This is a genomic window from Actinoplanes sp. NPDC051388 (assembly GCF_055586225.1).
Window position 1 is genome coordinate 128,045 of sequence record NZ_JBVJIP010000007.1, and the last position, 21,843, is coordinate 149,887.

General features: G+C 70.2%; 17 protein-coding genes. 14 read left to right on the forward strand and 3 right to left on the reverse strand.

The features are described from left to right. Positions 1 to 281: 281 nt before the first annotated feature. Genes ACZ6TI_RS19260 through ACZ6TI_RS19270 form a run of 3 tightly spaced genes read left to right on the forward strand, consistent with a single transcriptional unit; the run spans position 282 to position 4,029 of the window. Positions 282 to 1,760, forward strand: coding sequence for a sugar transferase (locus ACZ6TI_RS19260; RefSeq protein WP_465346441.1), 1,479 nt, complete (start codon positions 282 to 284; stop codon positions 1,758 to 1,760). Positions 1,761 to 1,765: 5 nt separating this feature from the next. Further along, on the forward strand, positions 1,766 to 3,073 hold the full coding sequence (locus tag ACZ6TI_RS19265) for a UDP-glucose dehydrogenase family protein (protein ID WP_465346723.1): 1,308 nt from the start codon (positions 1,766 to 1,768) through the stop codon (positions 3,071 to 3,073). Positions 3,074 to 3,087: 14 nt separating this feature from the next. After that, a complete protein-coding gene (locus tag ACZ6TI_RS19270) occupies positions 3,088 to 4,029 on the forward strand; it encodes a glycosyltransferase family 2 protein (RefSeq protein ID WP_465346442.1) in 942 nt (313 codons plus the stop codon). On the opposite strand, the gene ACZ6TI_RS19275 is transcribed toward ACZ6TI_RS19270, so the two are convergent. The 3 genes from ACZ6TI_RS19275 to ACZ6TI_RS19285 are packed head-to-tail and all read right to left on the reverse strand — an operon-like array spanning position 4,013 to position 6,842. Then, on the reverse strand, positions 4,013 to 4,669 hold the full coding sequence (locus ACZ6TI_RS19275) for a polysaccharide deacetylase family protein (RefSeq protein WP_465346443.1): 657 nt from the start codon (positions 4,667 to 4,669) through the stop codon (positions 4,013 to 4,015). The genes ACZ6TI_RS19270 and ACZ6TI_RS19275 overlap by 17 nt on opposite strands. 5 nt (positions 4,670 to 4,674) lie before the next feature. Continuing rightward, positions 4,675 to 5,526: a glycosyltransferase family 2 protein gene (locus ACZ6TI_RS19280; protein ID WP_465346444.1), complete on the reverse strand. Its 852-nt coding sequence runs from the start codon at positions 5,524 to 5,526 to the stop codon at positions 4,675 to 4,677. Continuing rightward, a complete protein-coding gene (locus ACZ6TI_RS19285) occupies positions 5,523 to 6,842 on the reverse strand; it encodes a glycosyltransferase family 4 protein (RefSeq protein ID WP_465346445.1) in 1,320 nt (439 codons plus the stop codon). The genes ACZ6TI_RS19280 and ACZ6TI_RS19285 overlap by 4 nt, the downstream gene beginning before the upstream one ends. A 424-nt stretch (positions 6,843 to 7,266) precedes the next feature. Here ACZ6TI_RS19285 and ACZ6TI_RS19290 point away from each other — a divergent pair, with 424 nt between their 5' ends. The 11 genes from ACZ6TI_RS19290 (at position 7,267) to ACZ6TI_RS19340 (ending at position 21,843) form a co-directional block, all read left to right on the forward strand. Next, positions 7,267 to 8,235, forward strand: a complete 969-nt coding sequence (locus tag ACZ6TI_RS19290; protein WP_465346446.1) for a hypothetical protein — start codon at positions 7,267 to 7,269, stop codon at positions 8,233 to 8,235. Beyond that, positions 8,232 to 9,611: an O-antigen ligase family protein gene (locus tag ACZ6TI_RS19295; protein ID WP_465346447.1), complete on the forward strand. Its 1,380-nt coding sequence runs from the start codon at positions 8,232 to 8,234 to the stop codon at positions 9,609 to 9,611. The genes ACZ6TI_RS19290 and ACZ6TI_RS19295 overlap by 4 nt, the downstream gene beginning before the upstream one ends. A gap of 111 nt (positions 9,612 to 9,722) precedes the next feature. Then, positions 9,723 to 10,583, forward strand: coding sequence for a hypothetical protein (locus tag ACZ6TI_RS19300; protein ID WP_465346448.1), 861 nt, complete (start codon positions 9,723 to 9,725; stop codon positions 10,581 to 10,583). Between the two features lie 11 nt (positions 10,584 to 10,594). Then, positions 10,595 to 12,151: an acyl-CoA ligase (AMP-forming), exosortase A system-associated gene (locus ACZ6TI_RS19305; RefSeq protein WP_465346449.1), complete on the forward strand. Its 1,557-nt coding sequence runs from the start codon at positions 10,595 to 10,597 to the stop codon at positions 12,149 to 12,151. Continuing rightward, a complete protein-coding gene (locus ACZ6TI_RS19310) occupies positions 12,148 to 13,374 on the forward strand; it encodes a pyridoxal-dependent decarboxylase, exosortase A system-associated (RefSeq protein ID WP_465346450.1) in 1,227 nt (408 codons plus the stop codon). The genes ACZ6TI_RS19305 and ACZ6TI_RS19310 overlap by 4 nt, the downstream gene beginning before the upstream one ends. Then, positions 13,371 to 13,655 (forward strand): acyl carrier protein, encoded by a 285-nt coding sequence (locus tag ACZ6TI_RS19315; RefSeq protein WP_465346451.1) that lies wholly within the window; start codon positions 13,371 to 13,373, stop codon positions 13,653 to 13,655. The genes ACZ6TI_RS19310 and ACZ6TI_RS19315 overlap by 4 nt, the downstream gene beginning before the upstream one ends. 363 nt (positions 13,656 to 14,018) lie before the next feature. Further along, a complete protein-coding gene (locus ACZ6TI_RS19320) occupies positions 14,019 to 17,657 on the forward strand; it encodes a DUF4082 domain-containing protein (protein ID WP_465346452.1) in 3,639 nt (1,212 codons plus the stop codon). Between the two features lie 34 nt (positions 17,658 to 17,691). Next, entirely contained in the window at positions 17,692 to 18,801 is a 1,110-nt protein-coding gene (locus ACZ6TI_RS19325) for a glycosyltransferase family 2 protein (protein WP_465346453.1), read from the forward strand. Beyond that, on the forward strand, positions 18,798 to 19,808 hold the full coding sequence (locus ACZ6TI_RS19330) for an ABC transporter ATP-binding protein (protein ID WP_465346454.1): 1,011 nt from the start codon (positions 18,798 to 18,800) through the stop codon (positions 19,806 to 19,808). Before ACZ6TI_RS19325 ends, ACZ6TI_RS19330 begins: the two co-directional genes overlap by 4 nt. Beyond that, on the forward strand, positions 19,805 to 20,635 hold the full coding sequence (locus ACZ6TI_RS19335; protein WP_465346455.1) for an ABC transporter permease: 831 nt from the start codon (positions 19,805 to 19,807) through the stop codon (positions 20,633 to 20,635). The genes ACZ6TI_RS19330 and ACZ6TI_RS19335 overlap by 4 nt, the downstream gene beginning before the upstream one ends. Further along, a complete protein-coding gene (locus tag ACZ6TI_RS19340) occupies positions 20,632 to 21,843 on the forward strand; it encodes a rhamnosyltransferase WsaF family glycosyltransferase (protein ID WP_465346456.1) in 1,212 nt (403 codons plus the stop codon). The genes ACZ6TI_RS19335 and ACZ6TI_RS19340 overlap by 4 nt, the downstream gene beginning before the upstream one ends.

Sequence of the window (21,843 nt, forward strand, 5' to 3'; positions counted from 1 at the left end):
ATTTCCGCGCCGATGTGGGGCGAAGGAACCGGAGAATCTGGTTAGTCCAATCTGACCGACTTGCGCCTGCTTTCGTCTCCCATTCATCCGAACCGCCATAGGGATCGAACGTAAGGGTGTAGCGCGAACGGGTCACCGTTCTAGAGGCTGTCCCATGGGTCCCACCGGTTACGGGCGGGGACCAGATTTCACCCAGGCGTGTTGGGGCACGCCCCGGGGGCGACGTTCATGGGGTCTACCTCGATCAATGACGGGGGCAAGGCGTGCAGACCACCAGACCAGTGTCGGTCATCGAGGTCACAGCGAAAGCTGCGCAGGTCAACGGTCGGATTCGGGCAGGGGCGGCCCGGGTCGGATGGCAGAACAGATACGCACTGACGCTCTACCTCATCGACTTCTCGGTCGGGCTCTGCGCGGCGTCGCTGGCCCTGGTCCTGCGATTCGGATCATCCGGCGGCGAACCGTTCGTCCGCGACTACTTATTGTTGACATTTGTATTGCCGATCGCCTGGATAGTCTGTTTGGCTATCAACCGAGCGAACGAACCACGTCACCTGTTCGTCGGCACCGACGAGTACGCTCGGGTATTCCGTTCGGGATTGGCGCTCACCGCCGCCCTGGCCATTTTCTCCTTCGCGTTCGATCTACGTTTGGCCCGCGGTTACGTGATTATCGCCATGCCGCTGGCCGTCGCTGTCGACCTGGCCGCGCGCTACGTCTTCCGGCAGACCCTGCACCGGTCCTGGGCCCGCGGTGAGCGGCTGCACCGGGTCGTCCTGGTCGGGCACGAGCGGGCGGTCGCCGACATGACCCGCCGGCTCAGCCGCGAGCGCCAGCACGGCCTCGGCGTCATCGGCGCCTGCCTGCCGCCGGGCATCACCGCCAACGACTTCATCCCCGGCCTGCCACCGATCTACGGCACCTTCGACGAGGTCGCCTCGGCGGTCGTCATCTCCGACGCGGACACCGTGGTCGTGTTGTCCTGCCCCGAGATCGACGGCGCCGCGCTGCGCCGCCTCGCCTGGCAGCTCGAGCGCGAGGACATCGACCTGATCGTGGCCAGCACTTTGGTCGACGTGGCCGGCGACCGCACCACGATCCGGCCGGTGGACGGCCTGCCCATGCTGCACGTCGAGCACCCGCGCCTGAAAGGCAGCGCCCGCTTGGTCAAGGCGGGGTTCGACCGGGCCGGCGCCTTCGTGTTGCTGACCCTCAGCGCACCCGTGCTGGCCGTGCTCGCCGCGCTGGTGATGTTCTGGCCCAAGGGCGGCGGCCCGGCCATCTTCCGGCAGGAGCGGGTCGGCAAGGACGGCCGGCCGTTCATGCTCTACAAGTTCCGCACGATGGTGGTCAACGCGGAGGCGCGGCTGCCGGAGCTGCGCAACCTGAACGACACCGACGGCGAGCTGTTCAAGATGCGCCGCGACCCCCGGGTCACCCCGGTCGGCCGCTGGCTGCGCCGCTTCTCGCTGGACGAGCTGCCCCAGCTGGTGAACGTGCTCAAGGGCGACATGTCGCTGGTCGGCCCGCGGCCGCCGCTGTCCCGCGAGGTGGCCGGCTACCCGGCGGACATGCGCCGGCGGCTCGTCGTCAAGCCCGGCCTGACCGGGCTGTGGCAGGTCTCCGGGCGGTCCGACCTCTCCTGGGAGGAGTCGATCCGGCTCGACCTGACCTATGTGGAGAACTGGTCGCTGGCCATGGACGTGGCCATCCTGGCCCGCACGGTCAGCGCCGTGCTGCGCAGTTCGGGGGCGTACTGATGAGGCTGACCGTGATCGGCACCGGCTATCTGGGCGCCACCCACGCGATCTGCATGGCCGTGATGGGTTTCGAGGTGCTCGGCGTCGACGTGGACGCCACCAAGGTCGCCCGGCTCAACTCCGGCGAGGTCCCGTTCTTCGAGCCCGGCCTGCCCGAGCTGCTCAGCAAGGCGCTGGAGTCCGGCCGGCTGCGCTTCACCACCAGCTTCCAGGAGGCCGGCGAGTTCGGCGACGTGCATTTCGTCTGCGTCGGCACCCCCCAGCAGCAGGGTTCCGAGGCGGCCGATCTGACGTACGTGGACGCGGCGGTCACCGCGCTGGCCGCGCATCTGCGTCGCCGGGCCTTGGTGGTCGGCAAATCCACCGTGCCGGTCGGCACCGCGGCCCGGCTCGCCGAGCTGATCCGCGCCACCGCGCCGGCCGGCGCCGAGGTGGAGCTGGCCTGGAATCCGGAGTTCCTGCGTGAGGGTTTCGCGGTGGACGACACCATGAAGCCCGACCGGATGGTCTTCGGCGTCACCTCCGCCTGGTCCGAGCAGCAGCTCCGCGCCGCGTTCCGGCCGGTGCTGCAGCAGGGCGTGCCGGTGAAGGTCACCGACCTGCAGACCGCCGAGCTGGTCAAGGTCGCCGCCAACTCGTTCCTGGCCACGAAGATCTCCTACATCAACGCGATGGCGGAGATCTGCGAGGCGACCGGGGCCGACGTGCACGACCTGGCCGAGGCGCTGGCCTATGACGAGCGGATCGGCGGCAAGTTCCTGCGTCCCGGCCTCGGCTTCGGCGGCGGCTGCCTGCCCAAGGACATCCGCGCCTTCGCGCACCGGGCCGAGGAGCTCGGCGTCGGCCAGGCGGTCGGATTCCTGCGCGAGATCGACGGGATCAACCGGCGGCGCCGCGCGCGCACCGTCGATCTGGTGGTCGAGCTGTGCGGCGGCGACGTCCGGGGCATGCGGGTGGCCGCGCTCGGCGCCGCGTTCAAGCCGAACTCCGACGACATCCGCGACGCGCCCGGTCTCGACGTGGCCGCGACGCTGCACAGCATGGGCGCGCGCGTGGTCGTGTTCGACCCGGCGGCGATGGAGAACGCCCGGCGGGTGCACCCCGAGCTGGGCTACGGTGTGAACGCCCTGGACGCGGCCCGGGATGCCGACGTGGTCGTGCTGCTCACCGAGTGGACCGAGTTCCGCGAGATCGAGCCGTCCGCGATGGCCGCGGTCACCCGGCGGCGAAAGATCGTGGACGGCCGGCACGCCCTCGATCCGGTGCAGTGGCGGGCCGCGGGCTGGGAGTACCGGGCCCTCGGGCGCCCATGATGCGGGAGGACACAGTGGACAGCTCGACCGAATCGGTCGCGGTCGTCGTGGTCACGTACAACAGCGAGAAGTTGTTGCCGGACCTGATCGCCTCGCTGGCGCCGGGCCTGGACGGCGTCGCGTGGCACCTCACGGTGGCCGACAACGCCTCGGCGGACGACTCGGTCGGCGCGGTGCGGCGGCTGGCCCCGGACGCCACGGTCGTGGAGATGGGCCGCAACGCGGGCTACGCGGCGGGCATCAACGGCGCGCTGGCCAAGGCCGGGCCGTTCACCGCGGTCCTGGTGCTGAACCCCGACGTGCGGCTGACCCCGGGCTGTGTGCGCACCCTGCTCGGTGTGCTGCGCACCCCGGGCACCGGCATCGCGGTGCCGCTGCTGGTCGACGGCGACGGCGAGCTGATCCAGACGATGCGCCGCGAGCCGTCGATCCTGCGGACGCTCGGCGACGCCGTGCTCGGCGCCGGCCGGGCCGGTCGCCGCCCGGCGCTCGGCGAGGTGGTCACCGACGAGCGGCGGTACGAGACGCCCGCGGTCACCGACTGGGCCGAGGGCTCGACGGTCCTCTTCAGCGCGGAGTGCTGGGAGCGGTGCGGGCCGTGGGACGAGTCGTTCTTCCTCTATTCGGAGGAGACCGACTTCGCGTTGCGCGCGCGCGACGCCGGCCTGGTCACCCGTTTCACCCCGGCCGCCCGGGCGGTGCACCTGGAGGGCGACTCGCGGGTCTCCCCCGGTCTCTGGACGGTGCTCACGCTCAACCGGGTGCGGCTCTACGGCCGCCGGCACGGGCGCATCGCCACCGCGGGCTTCTGGGCCGCGCTGCTGCTGCGCGAGACCAGCCGGGCCGCCCTGGGCAAGGTGCCGAGCCGGCGAGCCGCCCGTGCGCTGCTGAGCCCGGCGCGCCTGCGCGAGACGCCCGGCCCGCAGATGGTGCAGCGAGTCAACGCAGGCGCTTAGCCACCCCGACCGCTTCGAGCTTCAGCTTGCGGAGCAGGCCGGGGCCGGCGAGCGCCTCGGCGCGCAGCGACTCGGGCGTGTCGTCGCGCCGCACGCTGTAGCGCGGCTGCAGCCAGTCGCCGGCCCGGGCGGCCCGGCGGTCACTGGTGAACACCCTCGCATAGCCGAGCCGGCGCATCCTGCCGATCAGCTCACGGTCATAGCGGCCGAGCGGGCAGGCGGCCGTGTCCACCGGCACGCCGGCCACGGCGGCCAGCCTCTCGCGGGCCACCACCAGCTCGTCTTCGCTGGTCGCCGCGTCCATCCCGCGCCACGGCCGGTGCCACATGCCGTGGCTGCCGATGGTCATGCCGGCGTCGTGCAGCTCGCGGACCGCCTTCTCGTCCAGGCTGCCGGGCAGCTCCAGGCGCGAAGCGAGCACGAAGAAGTCGGCGGTCAGCTCACGCTTCTGCAGCGCGGGCAGCCCGATCTCGACGTCCGAGGCGTTGCCGTCGTCGAAGCTGATCCGGATCGAGGGCCAGGTGCGGATCTCGTCGAGGACCGCGTGGAACAGGTCCTCGCCGATCCAGTAACGGTCCTCGCCCGGCTCCATCTCCCGCTGCGGTGTGCCGATGCCGTGGAAGCAGATGTTGATGACCATGACCCCTACCGTCCCACTGCCTGCCTGGATGACTCGTCCCGTCCCCACGCCGCGCCGCCGTCCCCGGCCCGGCGGGCGGCGAGCGCGGCCAGCACGGTGATCGCCACGTAGCACACGGCCGCGGGCGCCAGCCAGGGGCGTGGCAGCACCACGTCCCGCAGCCACGACATCCGGGCGGCCGACCGTACCGGCGCCGCCACCTCGCCGCTCGCCGCCGCCGAGCGCAGCGCGGCGTTGCCGCCGCGCACCCGCACCAGCCGGCGCACCAGATCGCGGGTGCGCCGGGGCGTGCCGACCGTCGCGGCGAAGGACGTGACGTGCCGCTTCTCGGCGCCGGTGAACAGCGAGTCGAGGAAGAGGTCGTCGGCGACCAGGTCCGGGAAGCGGTCGAACCGGGCGCGGCCCGCCGCGGACAGCGCGATCACGCCCCGGCCGAACAATCCGTCGCGGAACACCGGCAGTCGCCCGTGCACCGCGAAGTAGGCACGGACCGGTAGCGGCCGGCCCGTGAGCTCGAGTCGGCGGCCGACGGTCGCGGCCAGCCCGTTGTGCGCCAGGACCCCGGCCACCGACCGGGCCGCGGCGGTGGTCAGCACGATGTCGGCGTCCAGGTAGATCCGGGGGAAACCCTCGGCGACGTCGTCGCCGGCGTTGAGCGCGCCGACCTTGCCGGCGGCGGCGAGTTCCACCACGCGTACACCAGCCCGCGAGCCCGCCACCGCGGCGGTGTCGTCGGAGCATCCGTTCGCCACGACGGTCACGTCGAACTCGCCCGGCGCCGCGTCGGCGAGCAGCGCGTCGAGACAGCGGCCGATGACCGCCGCCTCGTCGTGCGCCGCGATGACTACGCTCGTCATCCCTGCTGCTTCGCGGTGAACTTCCGGTCGCCGGCCGCCTTGTGCGGCTCGGGAACCTTCTGATCGTTGACCGGGCGCCGCTGCGCGGGGATGCGCGGGGCGGGCGGCGCCGGCTTGCGCAGCCGCCGGGCCAGCAGCCGCTGGAACACCGCGGCGTAGGCGTCGGCCTGGTGCTCCCAGGAGAGCTTGCTGCGGAACCGGTCGCGGCCCAGCTTGCGCATCTGCAGGCGCTGGTCCGGGTCGTCGAGCAGGGCGTCGATGGCCGCGGCGAACTCGGCCGGGGCGCCGGTCGGCACGTAGACGCCGGCGTCGCCCAGGGTGCGGCGGGTCTCGGTCAGGTCGGCGGCGACCACCGGCACGCCCCGGCCCACGTATTCCACGGTCTTCGCCATCGTCGAGAGGTGGTTCATCCGGGTGGGCAGATCGGGCTGGATCGCGATGACGGCCTCGCGGAGCAGGTCGTCCACCGCGGCGCCGTCCAGCCAGCCGGCGAACGTCACGACGTCCTCGACCTTGCGGTCGGCGGCCAGCCTGCGCACCGAATCCATGCTCTCGCCGTCCCCGGCGAGGACCATCCGCCAGCCCTGGCGGCCACGCCGGCGGGCCAGCTCCTCGGCGGCCAGCACACAACCCTCCACGTTGTCCTGTGGCCCGAACACGCCGAGATAGACGATCGTCTGCACGTCTCCGGCCGGCTCGACGTCGTCCGGGTCGCCGGCGGTCGCGATCTCGGCCATTCGCGGACCATTCCGGACCACGGTCACCTTGTCCGGATTTATCCCACGGCGGACCGCGTTGTCCTTGAATGATTCGTTCGTCGCAACAACTTCGGTCGCGGTGCGCAGAGTGAGCCACTCGAGGGCCGACAATGTGCGGGAAACCCACTTCTTGGGCGTTCCGACACGGGCCGCATAAACCTCTGGGCAAAGGTCGTGGTGGTCGAATACCCAGGGCCGGCCGATGGCGCGGAGCAGCAGCGCGAGGGGCCAGTAGACGTCCGGTGGATTACAAACTTGGACGGCATGGGCACGTCCGGCGAAAACCTCACCGATAAGCCGGACCGCGATGCAGAGGAAAGACCAGCCGAATTCGAACGCATAGGACAGCACGCCGCCGCCGTACACCGGCACGGGGTACGGACGCAATCGGGTGTTTCGACTGCCCGGCAAGACGTTCAGGCTCCGGTCGCCACGTGGTGCGATGACCGTGACGTCGAACCCCTTCTCCTCCAGCGTGAGGCACTCACGAATCACCCGGCGGTCCCGCTCGGCCGGCAGATTGGCGATGAGAATGGTGACGTGCGGATTTCCGGCCATCGTCTCGTCCGTCCCCCTTGACTCGCAGCGAACTGGCTACGAAACAGTGCCGGGACAGAGGTGCCAGGAACAATTGGCCATCCGGGCGGGACCGAGTCATCCGTTTCTTTAAAGCGCTCGTCTTGCCAGGAATAGCAACCTTAAGCCCAGATTAAGCCGGACTTGGCGCTGATCCGCCGCGATCGTCCGGATTGGACTGAAGAGCTTGGCCGGATATGGCCGATATCGTGGTTTCGTGGGCGGAAGTGGCATGTCGTGCGATGGCTTGTCAGCTTGGTGACAGGTGCCCTGGTGGCAGCCGGTACAGTCCGGCTGGCTGATTGCCAAGTGGTCGAAAGCTGTTGAAACTTGGCTCCACCGCTGCCGCCTCGCATCGAGCAGCGACGGGTCTGCCACCGCGGCCCCGTGGAGGAAAGGGACTTCGTTGGATCTCTGGGATCTCACCAGGCTGCTGCTTCGCCGGTGGTACTTCGCCGTGCCGATGTTGCTGCTGTCGATCACGGCTGTGGTCATGGCCGCCCAGACGGTCTCGCCGGACTACAAGGCGATGGGTTACATGCAGCTGATTCCCGCGCCCAGCGCGGGAAAGCCGCAGAATCCGGACGCCAAGCCGCGGCCCGCCAACCCCTGGCTCGACCTGGGTTACGCGGCCCTCGGCAACGCGGCCGCCCTCACCGTCACCGACTCGACGGCGCTGGAGAAGCTCAAGGCCGACGGCTTCACCGACAGCGTCACGGTGGTCCTCAACGAGCGCACGCCGCTGTTCGAGATCGAGGCGGTCGGCAGCTCCAAGGACCAGGCCACGGGAACCGTGCGGCAGATCATCAACCTGCTGAAGACGGACATCGAGGCCAAGCAGAAGCAATACGGCGCGCTGCCCGAGGACACCATCTCCACATTGGTCATCAACGACGGCAGCTCGCCGGAGCAGGACAGCGGGAAGGTCAAGCGGGTCCTGATCGTCGCGGCCGGCGTAGGCGTGTTGCTGACCACCGCCTTCACCATCGCGCTGGACTACTGGCTGCGCCGCCGCTCGCGGCGCAGGGCAGGCGAGGACGATCCGGCCGACGAGCCGATCGAGCCGACCGGCAAGTCCGAGATGCCGGCACCGCCGGCCGCCACAGCGTCACCAAGGGCCGGGGCGGCCAAGGCCGAGGCGCCCGAACCGGTGCGGTCCGGCTCGCTCGAGTCGGCCGAGAAGACCCGCGTCATCCGCCCGGCCCGCACCGAGCCCCGCAAGGTGCCCGCCAACGGAAACGTCTACGGCGGGCGTCCGGCCAACGGGTCCTCGGAGCCCGCCGTGCAGGCTGATTCGCAGCCGAGCGTGGACGCCACCATCGTCCTGCCGACCTCGCACCCGGCTCGGCGGGCCGCGCAAGACAAGAGGCCATGACGACGTCGACGGTGCATCCGGTCGATCTCGAGCCGTCCCTGATCGCACCGAACACCTACACGTCCCGTCGCCTGCAGGTGCGGCTGGACGTGGCGACCGTCATCATGCTGCTGGTCTGCCTGCTCTACATGCTGCCCGCCCCGCTGATCGTGCCCGGCCTCACCTTCGCCGGGCGCCCGGCGCTGGTGCTGGCGCTGGGGCTCTTCGCGTGGTGGCTGCTCGCCCGGCTCAGCCCCACGCTGTTCCTGGTCGGCCCGCAGCCCTTGCGCTGGGCCAGCCTGTTCTTCCTGCTGTCGATCCTGCTCTCCTACATCGCCGGACTGCTGCGCGGTCTGCCGACCCTGGAGGCCAACCGGCAGAACTTCACGCTGCTGGTCACCTTCGAGTTCATCGGCCTGGTGCTGATGTCCGCCGACGGGGTGGCGAACTGGGCCCGGCTCCGGAAGATCCTGCGGATCTTCGTCTACGCCGCCGCCTTCATGGCGGTCGTCGGCCTGATCCAGTCGGTCTTCGAGTACGACATCGCGCAGCGCCTGATCCTGCCGGGCTTCGAGATCGCCGGCGACCTGGCCGACTTCCAGAAGCGTGGGGACGGTCTGTTCCGGGTGGCCGGCACCGCGATCCACTACATCGAGTTCAGCACCGTGCTGGCGATGGCCGTGCCGTTCGGACTGCACTTCGCCCGGTTCGCCCCGCGCAAGCGCAGCCGCCGCGTCTTCACCGTCCTCACCCTGCTGATCGCCGCCGCGGTGCCGGTGGCCATCTCGCGGACCGGCGTGGTGGCGCTCGCCGCGGCAATGGCGGTGATGTTCGTGGCGGCGTGGAACTGGCGGATGCGCTACAACATGCTCATCATCACGCTGGCGGTGACCGCCGCGCTGACCATCCTGCGGCCCGGGCTGCTCGGCACGCTGCAGTCGATGTTCATGGCCGGGGAGAAGGATCCCAGCATCACCGGGCGCACCGACGACTACGCGATGGTCGAGCATTGGTTCGCGCAGCGCCCGTGGCTGGGCCGCGGGCCCGGCACCCTGATTCCCGACCTCTACATCATCCTCGACAACCAGTGGCTGATGACCCTGGTGACCGGCGGCCTCATCGGGATCGCCGCGCTCGCGGTCTTCCACATCACCTGCATCAGCCTGGCGACCATCGCGCTGCGGCGCTCGGTCACCGACGAGGACCGGCACCTGTGCGCCGCGCTCATCTCCTCCCAGGTCGTCGCGGTCCTGGTCGGCGCCACGTTCGACTCGTTCAGTTTCACCACTTTCGCCTTCACTCTCGCCCTGATGTCCGGTCTGTGCGGCGCGGTCTGGCGCTTCACGCACCCGGCGCGGGTGATCCGGACGTCCACAGTCAACCGGCTGTTCGAATGAGCCGGGGACGCACGGACTGAGTCAGGCACGGTCCGGACCGAGGGCGCGGACGCCGCCCGGAACCGACAAGAATGTTCCTCGCGTACAGGAAAAAGGTCAGGAGCACACACGGTGGCCATCCGGGTCGAGCCCGTCACGACAGCCGAGATCCCGGCGGTGGCACGGTTCCTGCACGAGCATCTCAACGACCGGGTCACGCCGGACGCCTGGGAGCGGGCGCTGCAGGTGCCGTGGAAGGTGTCCGCACCCAACCACGGCTTCCTCCTGCGCGACGACGAGGGCGCCGTCGTCGGGGCCTATCTGGCGTACTACTCGGAGCGGACCATCGACGGCCGGGTGCGCCGGTTCTGCGACCTCGGCGCCTGGTGCGTGCTGCCGCAGCACCGCTTCCACAGCCTCAAGCTGCTCAAGGCGCTGACCGCCCAAGAGGGCTACGAGTTCACCGACCTCTCCCCCAGCGGCAACGTGGTGCCGGTGAACACCCGGCTGGGGTTCGAGTCCCTGGACACGGCCACCGCGGTCGCGCCCAACCTGCCGTGGCCGGCGCTGCCCGGTGGCGGGCGGCTGAGCGCCGACCCGGCCGTCCTGGAGAACACGCTCCGCGGCGACGATCTGCAGATCTACCGCGACCACGCCGAGGCGGCGGCCGCGCGGCACGTGGTGCTGACCCGCGGCGACCGCTACTGCTACGTGGTCTTCCGCACCGACCGCCGCAAGAACCTCCCGCTCTTCGCCTCGGTCCTCTACGTGAGCGACCCCGAGCTCTTCCACGCCATGCGCCGCCGGTTCCAGAGCCACCTGCTGACCCGGCACGGCGTGCTGGCGATGCTGGCCGAGCTGCGCGTGGTCGGCCGGCGGCCGACACCGTCCCGGATGCTGCCGAACCCGCGCCGCAAGATGTACCGCGGCGCCGGCCTGCGTGCCCGGGACGTCGACTACCTGTACAGCGAACTGACATGCCTGAGCTGGTGAGAGGCCCCGACATGCGCATCCGACTGCACGACCTGCTGGCCGGCGCCGCGGACCGGTCCGCCGACGCCCCGGCCCTGACCTACCGCGACGACACCCGCACCTACTCCGAGCTGTGGCGTGACGTGCGGGCGGCCGGCGCCGGTCTGCGCGCGCTCGGCCTGGCCCGGGGCGAACGGGTGGCGGTCTATCTCGACAAGCGCGTCGAGACGGTCACCGCCATCTTCGCGACCTCGGCGGCCGGTGGGGTGTTCGTACCCGTGAATCCGGTTCTGCGGGCGAAGCAGGTCGCCTACATCCTGGCCGACTGCGACGTGCGGGTGCTGGTCACCACGGCCGAGCGGCTGGCGGTCCTGGGTGACGAGCTGGAGCAGGTCAAGTCGCTGGAGCGGATCATCGTGGTCGGTCCGGGCGCCGCGGCCGACAGCCGGTGGACGGTGACCTCGTGGGACGACCTGCCGATCGGCGGCGATCTGAGTGCCGCCGCGGGGATCGACGTGGACATGGCCGCGATCCTCTACACCTCGGGCAGCACCGGCAAGCCGAAGGGCGTCGTGCTGTCGCATCGCAATCTGATGGCCGGCGCCGAGAGCGTCAGCAGCTACCTCGGCATGACCGCCGACGACGTGGTCCTGGCCGCCCTGCCGCTCAGCTTCGACGCCGGGTTCAGCCAGCTGTCCACGTCCTTCGCCGCCGGGGCACACGTGGTCCTGGTCAACTATCTGCTGCCCCGGGATGTGGTGCGGCTCTGCGGAAAGCACGGCGTGACCGGCCTGACCTGCGTGCCGCCGCTGTGGATCCAGCTGATCGAGCAGACCTGGCCGGAGGAGTCGACCCGGCGCCTGCGGTACTTCGCCAACACCGGCGGGCGGATGCCGAAGACCACTTTGGATCGTCTCCGATCGATCTTCCCGGCCGCGAAACCGTATCTGATGTACGGCCTCACCGAGGCGTTCCGGTCCACCTACCTCGATCCCGCGGAGGTCGACCGGCGGCCGGACTCGATCGGCAAAGCCATCCCGAACGCGGAGATCCTGGTGGTGCGGCCGGACGGCAGCCTCTGCGAGGCCGGCGAGGAGGGCGAGCTCGTGCACCGCGGCGCGCTGGTCGCGATGGGCTACTGGAACGATCCCGAGCGCACCGCGCAACGGTTCCGGCCGGTGCCGGGGGCCGAAGGGGCACTGCTGCCCGAACCGGCGGTGTGGTCCGGCGACTCGGTGGTCCGCGACGAGGAGGGCTTCCTCTACTTCGTGGGCCGCGCGGACGAGATGATCAAAACCTCCGGTTACCGGGTCAGCCCGACCGAGGTCGAAGAGGTCGTCTACGGCACCGGCCTGGTCCGCGACGCGGTGGCGCTCGGCGTGCCGGATCCCCAGCTGGGCCAGCGGATCGTGCTGATCGTCAGCCCGGCCGGCGACGGTGACCTCGATCCGACAGCGGTCAAGGCGCTCCTGAAGAAGGAGCTGCCGCTCTACATGTTGCCGAAGGACGTCGTGGTGCGTCCGGAGCTGCCGCGGTCGCCGAACGGCAAGTTCGACCGCAATCTGCTACGTCAGGAGTTGGACGCGTGACCCAGCAACCCACCGCTGTCGCCTTCGGGCAGATCGACGGGAAGCTGGCCGTGGGCGGCGTCCCGGTCGACCGGCTCGCCGAGCGGATCGGCAGCACCCCGTTCTTCGCCTACGACCGTGGCCTGCTGACCGGCCGGGTGGAGCTGCTGCGCGCCACCCTGCCCGCCGACGTGCAGCTGAGCTATGCCATCAAGGCCAACCCGATGCCGGCCGTGGTCCAGCATCTGAGCGGGCTGGTGGACGCGTTCGACGTGGCGTCGGCGCTGGAGATGCGGACCGCCCTGGACACCCCGATGCCGGCCACCCGGGTGAGCTTCGCCGGGCCCGGCAAGACCGACGCCGAGTTGCGCCAGGCGGTGGCGGCCGGCGTCACGATCGAGCTGGAGTCGGAGAACGAGGCGGCCCGGATCGCTGCGGTGGGCTCGGTTCTCGGCATCCGGCCGCGGGTCGCCGTGCGGGTGAACCCGGACTTCTCGGTCAAGGGGTCGGGCATGCGGATGGGCGGCGGCCCGCAGCAGTTCGGGGTCGACGCCGAACGGGTGCCCGCGCTGCTCAAGGAGCTCTCCACGACGGATCTCGAGGTGCTCGGCTTCCACGTGTTCGCCGGCTCGCAGAACCTGCGCGCCGACATCCTCGCCGAGGCGCAGCGCCGGACCGTGGAACTTTTGCTGCGGCTGGCCGGTGACGCGCCCGAACCGGTGCGGTACCTGAACCTCGGCGGCGGCTTCGGGATTCCGTACACCGACCGGGACGAGCCGCTCGACCTGGCCGCGATCGGCGCCAACCTGACCGGGCTGATGCGCGACGAGGTGCGGCCGCGGCTGCCCGAGGCGCGCGTCGTGGTCGAGCTGGGCCGGTTCCTGGTCGGCGAGTGCGGGGTTTACGTCACCCGGGTCGTCGATCGCAAGGAGTCGCGCGGGAAGACCTATCTGGTCGTGGACGGCGGGATGCACCACCAGCTCGCCGCGTCCGGGAACTTCGGTCAGGTGATCCGCCGCAACTACCCGATCGCGGTGGCGAACCGGATCGGCGCGGAGCCCGGCGAGCCGGTCACCGTCGTCGGCTCACTCTGCACCCCGCTCGACCTGCTCGGCGACAACGTGACCCTGCCCGCCGCGGACGTCGGCGACCTCATCGTGCTCTATCAGGCCGGCGCGTACGGCCTGACCGCCAGCCCGACCGCTTTCCTCAGCCACCCGGCGCCCGCCGAGGTGCTCCTGTGAACCCTTCGGAGGCCACTGCCATGGAACTGACCGAGACGACGACCGAGGGCGTCAAGGCCGTGCTGGTCGAGGTGCTGGGCATCGAGGACCGCGCCGCGTCCGTCCACGCCGGCACCGAGCTGCTCGGCAGCCTGCCCGAGCTCGACTCGATGGCGGTGCTGGAGCTGGTCGCCGCGCTCGAACAGCGGTTCGGGGTGGCCATCGACGACGACGAGGTGACCGCCGAGGTCTTCGAGACCCTGGGCAGTCTCGCCGCGATGGTCGACGAGAAGCTGCGCTGACCGCGTTCCGATCACGACAGTCCGCCCTCGCATGATCAACCCGGCGTTAACAGACGCCGGGATGAATTCGGGCTCTATTGTCATCGACCGGACCAGTCGGCTTTTCGCCACGGTGGCCGAACGGATGACCACCCAGACCTGTTAAGCGATCCTTTCCGGTTGGACGCGTGATGCGCGGATGTGTCATACGGCACTAGCGTCACGCCTATATTCACGGTGGCGTATCGGTTGCGTCCCAATCTTCATGGCGCGTGGGGAGTAATCGCGGTGAGCAAAGTGCCCGGAGCCTTACGGACGATTTCCGTGAGTGCGGGATCGGTAATCAGTTTCGTGCGTCGAACCGGTCACCCGAGGTGGCGTCCGGTGGTCGCGGTGGTCACCTCGGTGACCCTCATCCTGGCGGGCGGCATCTGGACGAGCTCAGCGTCCGCCGCCACCGACCCGTGCGCCGCCCCGGTGAACCTGATCGCCTGCGAGAACAGCAAAGCAGGATCGCCGGCCTCGGACTGGGACGACATCTGGGGCGCCGGCGACGACACCATCCAGGGCTTCACCACGGACATGAGCGTCAACGTCGGCCAGACCGTGAGCTTCAAGGTCAAGTCCGCCGCCGCATATCGCATCGACATTTATCGAATGGGTTACTACGGCGGCAGTGGCGCGCGGAAGTTGACCACGCTGAATCCGCCGCTCGGGGCCGCTCAGCCCGCCTGCGTGACAAACCCGACAACCGAGATCTACGACTGCGGCAATTGGTCCGTTTCGGCGAGCTGGGCAGTTCCGGCGGGCACTGTTTCGGGCGTTTTCGTGGCCAAACTCGTGCGTAACGACACGGGCGGCGCGAGCCAGATCCCATTTGTCGTCCGCAACGACGCCAGCACGTCGAAACTGTTCTTCAAGACCTCGGACGCGACCTGGCAGGCGTACAACACGTACGGCGGGTCGAACTTCTACTGGGGTGGCGCGCAGGGCCGGGCGCTGAAGGTCAGCTACAACCGCCCGTTCGAGACGCGCAACGTCGGCGACGGCCGGGACTACCTGTTCAGCAACGAGATCGCGATGATCCGGTTCCTCGAGCGCAACGGGTACGACGTCAGCTACACGACCGACGTCGACTCGGACCGGCGCGGCCAGCTCATCAAGAACCACAAGACGTTCCTCTCCGTCGGGCACGACGAGTACTGGTCCGGCAATCAGCGCGCGCAGGTCGAGGCGGCCCGCGACGCCGGCACCAACCTCGCCTTCTTCAGCGGCAACGAGGTCTACTGGAAGACCCGCTGGGAGAGCAGCGTCGACGGCACGAACACGGCCTACCGGACGCTCGTCTGCTACAAGGAGACCTGGGCGCAGGCCAAGATCGACCCCTCCGCGGAGTGGACCGGCACCTGGCGTGACCCGCGGTTCAGCCCGCCGTCGAACGGCAACCGGCCGGAGAACGGGCTGACCGGCACCGCGTACATGTCGAACAACACCGACCTGGCCATGCAGGTGCCCGCCGCGCAGGGCAAGACCCGGTTCTGGCGCAACACCACCGTGGCCACGCAGGCGGCCGGCGGGGTCGCCACGCTCGCGCCGCACACCGTCGGCTACGAATCCGACGAGGATCTCGACAACGGCTTCCGGCCGGCCGGCCTGTTCCGGCTGTCCACCACCACCGGGCCGGCGCCCGAATACCTCCGCGACTTCGGCTCGACGGTCTCGCCGGGCACCACGACCCACCACATGACGCTCTACCGGGCGCCGAGCGGCGCGCTGGTCTTCGGCGCCGGCACCATCCAGTGGGCCTGGGGTCTCGACGCCGAGCACGACGGCGTGCAGGCGCCGGCCGACCAGCGGATGCAGCAGGCCACGGTGAACCTGCTGGCGGACATGGGCGCCCAGCCCACCACGCTGATGACCGGGCTGACCGCGACGCCGGCCTCCACCGACACCACCGCGCCGGACGCCGCCATCACGTCGCCGGCCGAGAACGCGAAGGTGGGCAACGGCGCTTCGGTGACCGTCAGCGGCACCGCCACCGACGCAGGCGGCGGCGTGGTCGCCGGGGTGGAGGTCTCCACCGACGGCGGCACCACCTGGCACCCGGCCACCGGCACCACGTCATGGAGCTACACGTTCTTCAGCAACGGCGCCGCGGCCCAGGTGCTCAAGGCCCGGGCGGTGGACGACAGCGGCAACATCGAGCAGAGCCCGGCCACCCGGACCCTGGATCTCGACGGTCCCAGCTCGCTGTTCGGCTCGCGGGTGCCGCAGGTGCCGGCCGCCGACGACGGCTCCGCGGTCACCCTCGGCGTGAAGTTCGTGCCGCAGACCGACGGCAACGTCACCGGCGTCCGGTTCTACAAGGGCACCGGCAACACCGGCAGCCACCGCGGCGCGATCTGGTCCTCGACCGGCGAGCTGCTGCGCACCGGCACCTTCGCCGACGAGACGGCCACCGGCTGGCAGACCCTGAAGTTCTCCAGCCCGCTCTCGGTCGACAAGAACACCACCTACGTGGCGTCCTACTACGCGCCCAACGGCCGGTACGCGGCGGACGACCGGTTCTTCAGCTCGCTGCCGCACACCAAGTTCCCGCTGGTCGCCCCGCGTGGCACCACCTCCGGTGGGAACGGCGTCTTCCGGGTGGGCAACGGCTTCCCGGTCGAGTCCTCGTCGACGGACGCGAACTACTACGTCGACGTGCTGTTCGTGGACGGCGACACCGCGCCGCCGGCCGTGCTGGGCGCCACGCCCGAGGACGGCGAGAAGGGCGTCGACCTGGACGCCAACCTCTCCGCGCTGTTCAGCAAGCCGCTGGACGCCGCCACCGTCACGATGACGCTCAAGAACGCGGGCGGCACCTCCTTCGGCGGGGCCACGACCTATGACAGCGCCACCCGGACGGTGCGCTTCAACCCGACCGCCGATCTCACCGCCGGGGTGGTCTACACCGCCACGGTGACGGCCCGGGACCTGCAGGACCGGCCGATGGCCGCGCCGTTCTCCTGGTCCTTCACCACCACGCCGTACGCCGAGGTCATCACGCTGATGCCGGTCGGCTCGCTGCCGCAGAACGCGTCGTCGGGCGATGCGGACTCGGTGTCGCTCGGGGTGAAGTTCAGCCCGGCGGTCAGCGGCAAGGTGATCGGCGTGCGGTACTACCAGGGTCCGGGCAACACGGGCACGCACACCGGCACGCTCTATGCCGCCAACGGCACCCAGCTGGCCAAGGCGACGTTCGGCGCCGGCACCGGCTCCGGCTGGCAGAAGGTGTTCTTCTCGACGCCGGTGAACGTGACGGCCGGGACGACTTATGTGGCGGCGTACTGGGCATCCAACGGCAACTACTCGTACAACCCCGGGTTCTTCAACGAGGCGTACGCGACGGATGACCGATATCTGACCGCTCCGGCCGGTTCCAACGGGGTCTACACCTACGGTGGCGACCTCTTCCCGACCAGCAGCTACAACGCGACCAACTACTGGGTCGACCCGCTCTACGTGCCGGACGGCCCGCCGCCCGCGCCGCCCACCCAGCCGGAGCCTCCGGCCGGCGCGGCGACCATCCTCGGCGGCAACACGCCCGCGGTGGCCTCGTACAGCGACAACTCGTCGATCGAGGTCGGCGTGAAGTTCACGTCGAGCGTGGCCGGCACGGTTCGCGGCCTGCGGTTCTACAAGGGCGCCGAGAACACCGGAACGCACACCGGTACATTGTGGACCGCCGACGGTCAACAGCGGGCGACCGGGACGTTCGTGCACGAGACCGGGACCGGATGGCAGACGCTGCTGTTCGACCAGCCGGTCACGATCACGGCGAATACCAGTTATGTTGCGTCGTACCACGCCAACAACGGGCATTACGCGGTCGACGTCAACGGCTTCGCCGGCACCACGCAGAACGGTGCGCTGACGGTGGAGCCCGGCGGAGGCCTCTATCGGTACGGAGCCTCGGCCATCCCGGACGGCACCTCGAACCACAACTTCTGGGTCGACGTGTATTTCTTCCCGGGCAGCTGAGGCACCGGTAAACCACTAGTGAAGGAGTGAGTGGGTGGCCAGGAAGGTGGCGCCGCGTCCGCTGACGAGCCGGCCCAGGGTCACGGTCGTGATCCCGTGCTACAACTACGGCCGCTTCCTGGCCCCCTGTTTAGCCAGCGTGCTGGACTCGGAGGGGCTCGACGTCGACGCGATCGTCGTCGACGACGCGTCGCCGGACGGCAGCGCGGCCGTGGCCCGGGAGATCGCCGAGCGCGACCCCCGGGTCCGGGTCATCGAGCACGCCACCAACCAGCGCCACATCGCCACCTACAACGAGGGTCTGGCGGCCGCCGAGGGTGAGTACGTCATGCTGCTGTCCGCAGATGACGTGGTCGCCCCCGGCGCGCTCACCCGGTCCGCCGCGCTGCTGCAGGCGCATCCCGAGGTCGGGATGGTCTACGGCTTCTCGCGGCGGTTCACCGACGAGCCGCCGCCGGCCCGCGACACCGTGCGGTCCTGGACCATCTGGGACGGCCCGGAGTGGGTGGAGAAGGTCAGCAGCCGGGTCAGCAACCCGATCTACACCCCCGAGGTGCTGATGCGCACCTCGGTGATGCGGGAGCTGGTGGGCTATGACGCCCGGCTGCCGCACGCCGCCGACTTCCTGCTCTGGATGCGGGCGGGCACCCGGGCCGGGATCGGCCGGGTGAACGGCGTGGACCAGGCGTTCTACCGGATCCACGGCGCCAACATGCACGTCGAGCAATACTCCGGCGCGGTGCTGGACATCAAGCAGCGGCGGGACACGCTGGAGATCCTGTTCGCCGAGGACGGCCACCTGCTGCCCGACGCGGCCGGCATGCGGGAGCGGGCGCTGCGGGCGCTGGCCCGCGAGGCGCTGGTGCTCGCCCGCCAGCCGTACGAGCACGGGCTGCCGGCCGACGAGCTGCGCGCCCAGGCCGATCAACTGGACCAGCTCGCCGCGCTCGCGGCCGAGATCTGGCCCGAATCGAAGGAGACCAAGCTGAGCCGCAGCTACCAGCGTCACGTCGCGCGGGTCCGCGAGGGCAAGGGGCCGGTCGTGACCGCCCCGGTCAACGCCTTCCGCGACCGCGTGGTCCTGCACCTGGGCTGGCGGCGCTGGCGCCGCTCCGGCGTCTCCCCGGCGGTGCGGTCGCTGTGACCCACGAGCCGCCCGACGACCCGGACGCCGTGATCCACCTCTCCGGGCTGACCAAACTCTACGAGCCGACCCCGCGCTGGATGCGGGTCTTCGCGCGCTCGCACATGACCGAGCCGGTCCGCGCCCTGGACGGCATCGACCTGACCGTCCGGGCCGGCGAGATCTGCGCGATCGTGGGTCCGAACGGCGCCGGCAAGACCACGATGTTCCGCATCCTGGTCGGTCTCACCACGGCCACCGGCGGGCACGCGAGTGTGCTCGGCTTCGACGCCGACCACGACTCCGAGCAGGTGCGCCAGATCGTCGGCTGGATGCCGTCCGAGGACCGGAGCCTGCTGATGCGGGCCACCTCCAAGGAGAACCTGCAGCTGCACGGCCGCCTCCAGGGCATGCCGCGGCGGGAGCTCGCCGAGCGGATCCCGTACGTGCTGGAGACGGTGAACCTGACCGCCCAGACCGAGTCGGTCGTGGCCGGCCTCTCCGCGGGCATGCGCGCGCGGTTGCGGCTGGCGCGCGCCCTGCTCCCAGGCCCGCGCGCCCTGATCCTGGACGAGCCGACCGGCGCGGTGGACCCGATCGCGGCACACGGCCTGCTCACGCTCATCATGGACCTGGTCAAGCAGGAACAGCTCGCGGTGCTCATCTCCTCGCACCGGCTGGAGGAGATCGAGGCGCTGCAGTCCAAGGCACTGCTGCTCGACAAGGGCCGGGTGAAGTACTCCGGCGATCTGGAGAGCCTGCGCCGCGAGTGGGACCGGCCCGAGGTGGAGTTCGTCCTGGACAGCCCGCTGACCGCGCGGGACCTGGCGGACAACCTGATCACCCAGGGCCTCGAGGTGACCGTGGACGGCGACAGCGTGCGCTGCCGGCCGAACGTCAACGAGCCGGTCGGCGCGGTGCTGTCCCGCCTGGGGCACCTGACCTCCGCGGTGCAGCACGTCCGCGAGGTGCCGATGCCGCTGCGCGATCTGATCGCCCAGGTCTACGAACGCGGAGAGACCCGATGAGCCTGGCCTATCCCAGCGCGGTGCACCGCCGCAGCCGGGCCCGCAAGATCATGGACACGTTCGAGGGCTACATCCGGATCGACCTCGTCGAGGAGCGGATGTTCCCGGCCTCGACGGTCCTGCGTTACCTCGCGGTCGCCTTCCCGGTGCTGCTCTACTACTTCCAGAGCACCTTCCTATCGATCAGCAACGACCTGTTCATGACGATGCTGATCGGCACCGCGGTGATCGCCGGCCTGCAGGACGCCCTCACCGGGCTCACCAGCCGGCTCAACTTCGCGATGGAGCGCGGCACGCTGGAGACCTATCTGGTCGAGCCGGTGCCGTGGGCGCTGATCCCGGTCGCCATGAACATCTGGCGCAGCTTCACCGGCGCGCTGCTGGCCTGCGCGATGGTCGCCCTCGGCTGCCTGCTGGGCGCGCCGATCGAGACGTCGGCGATTCCGCTGGCGCTGGTGGTGCTCTTCATCGGCATCGCGGCGTGCAACGCGCTGGGCTCGTTCGCCGCGGCGTTCATCCTGCTCTTCAAGCGGGGCGAGCCGGTGGTGGCGCTCTACAGCCTGGCCGCGTCGGTGCTCGGTGGCGCGCTGTTCCCGATCGACGTGCTGCCCGGCTGGATCCGCTGGGCCAGCTATCTGGTGCCGCACACCTATGTCATCGACGCCGAGCGCCAGCTGCTGATGGGCGACGCCGCGGTCGGCCACATGTCGCCCGTGCTGTCCATCGGCATCCTCGCGGTCTTCACCGTGGTTTCCTTCGTCACCGGCCTGTGGGTCTTCGACCGGGCCCTCCGCCTCGCCCGCCGACTGGGGATTCTGAGCATATGAGTTCACTCTTCGACCGCCGCCGGGACGCGATGCGGGTGCTGCGCACGGCGGGCGCGCGCGGCCTCGCCCAGCGTGCCGTCCGGCAGATGTACACCCGGCTGGGAGCGTCCGAACTGGACGCCAAGCTCGACCTGGATCTGATCGCCGACTCGCACCGGCTGAATCTGCCGGTGCCCGCGCGGCGACCGGCCCGGGGCACGCCGTTGACCGTCGGCTGGATCTGCACTCCCCCGGCGCCCGGCTCGGGCGGCCACACCACCATGTTCCGGATGATCGAGGGCATGGAGGTCGCCGGCCACACCTGCGTGCTCTACAGCCACGACGTGTACGGCGGTGAGCTGGCCCGGCACGAGCGGGTGATCCGGGAGAACTGGCCGGGGATGCGCGCCGAGGTGCGCTCGGTGTCCGACGGGCTGGGGCCGCTCGACGCCTATGTGGCGTCGGGCTGGGAGACCGCGCACGTGCTGGCTTCGCACACCGAGCCGGCCACCCGGCGGCTCTACTTCATCCAGGACTTCGAGCCGTTGTTCTATCCGTCCGGCTCGCATTACGTGCTGGCCGAGGACTCCTACCGGTTCGGCTTCCGTTCGATCGTGGTCGGGCCGATGCTCGCCGATCTGCTGCGCGACAGGTTCGGCATCGAGGCGGCCGTCGCCGAGTTCGGCTGCGACACCTCGGTCTACCGGCTGACCAACCCGGATCCGCGCAACGGCGTGGTGTTCTATGCCAAGCGGGACTACGCCCGGCGCGGCTTCATCCTGGGCGCCCTGGCCCTGCGCGAGTTCCACCGCCGGCACCCGGAGCAGGAGATCCACCTGTTCGGTGACGCCTCGGTGCAGCTGCCGTTCCCGCACACCAATCACGGGACTCTGCGGCCGGCCCAGCTCAGCGAGCTCTACAACCGTTGCGCGGCGGGCATCGCGATGTCGTTCACCAACCTGTCGCTGGTGCCCGACGAGATGCTGGCCTGCGGGGTGGTGCCGGTGACCGGCGAGTCGGAATACGCGAAGGCGAGCATGGACAACCCCTTTGTCCGCTGGGTCCGCCCGACCGGCTCGGGCATCGCGGACGCGCTCAGCGACATCGTCTCCGGTGGCGGGCCGTCGCCGTCCCAGGTCGCCGCCAACATCCGGCAGACGCCCTGGGAGACCGCCAAGCGGGTGACCCGCGAGACCATCGAGGACGAGGTCTACGGGCCGGCCGCCTGA

Bases quoted from the DNA above. Each gene is read 5' to 3' on its own strand.
- ACZ6TI_RS19275 (WP_465346443.1), bottom strand. From the start codon at position 4,669: ATGGTCATCAACATCTGCTTCCACGGCATCGGCACACCGCAGCGGGAG.
- ACZ6TI_RS19280 (WP_465346444.1), bottom strand. From the start codon at position 5,526: ATGACGAGCGTAGTCATCGCGGCGCACGACGAGGCGGCGGTCATCGGC.
- ACZ6TI_RS19285 (WP_465346445.1), bottom strand. From the start codon at position 6,842: ATGGCCGGAAATCCGCACGTCACCATTCTCATCGCCAATCTGCCGGCC.
- ACZ6TI_RS19295 (WP_465346447.1), top strand. From the start codon at position 8,232: ATGACGACGTCGACGGTGCATCCGGTCGATCTCGAGCCGTCCCTGATC.
- ACZ6TI_RS19305 (WP_465346449.1), top strand. From the start codon at position 10,595: ATGCGCATCCGACTGCACGACCTGCTGGCCGGCGCCGCGGACCGGTCC.
- ACZ6TI_RS19335 (WP_465346455.1), top strand. From the start codon at position 19,805: ATGAGCCTGGCCTATCCCAGCGCGGTGCACCGCCGCAGCCGGGCCCGC.
- ACZ6TI_RS19340 (WP_465346456.1), top strand. From the start codon at position 20,632: ATGAGTTCACTCTTCGACCGCCGCCGGGACGCGATGCGGGTGCTGCGC.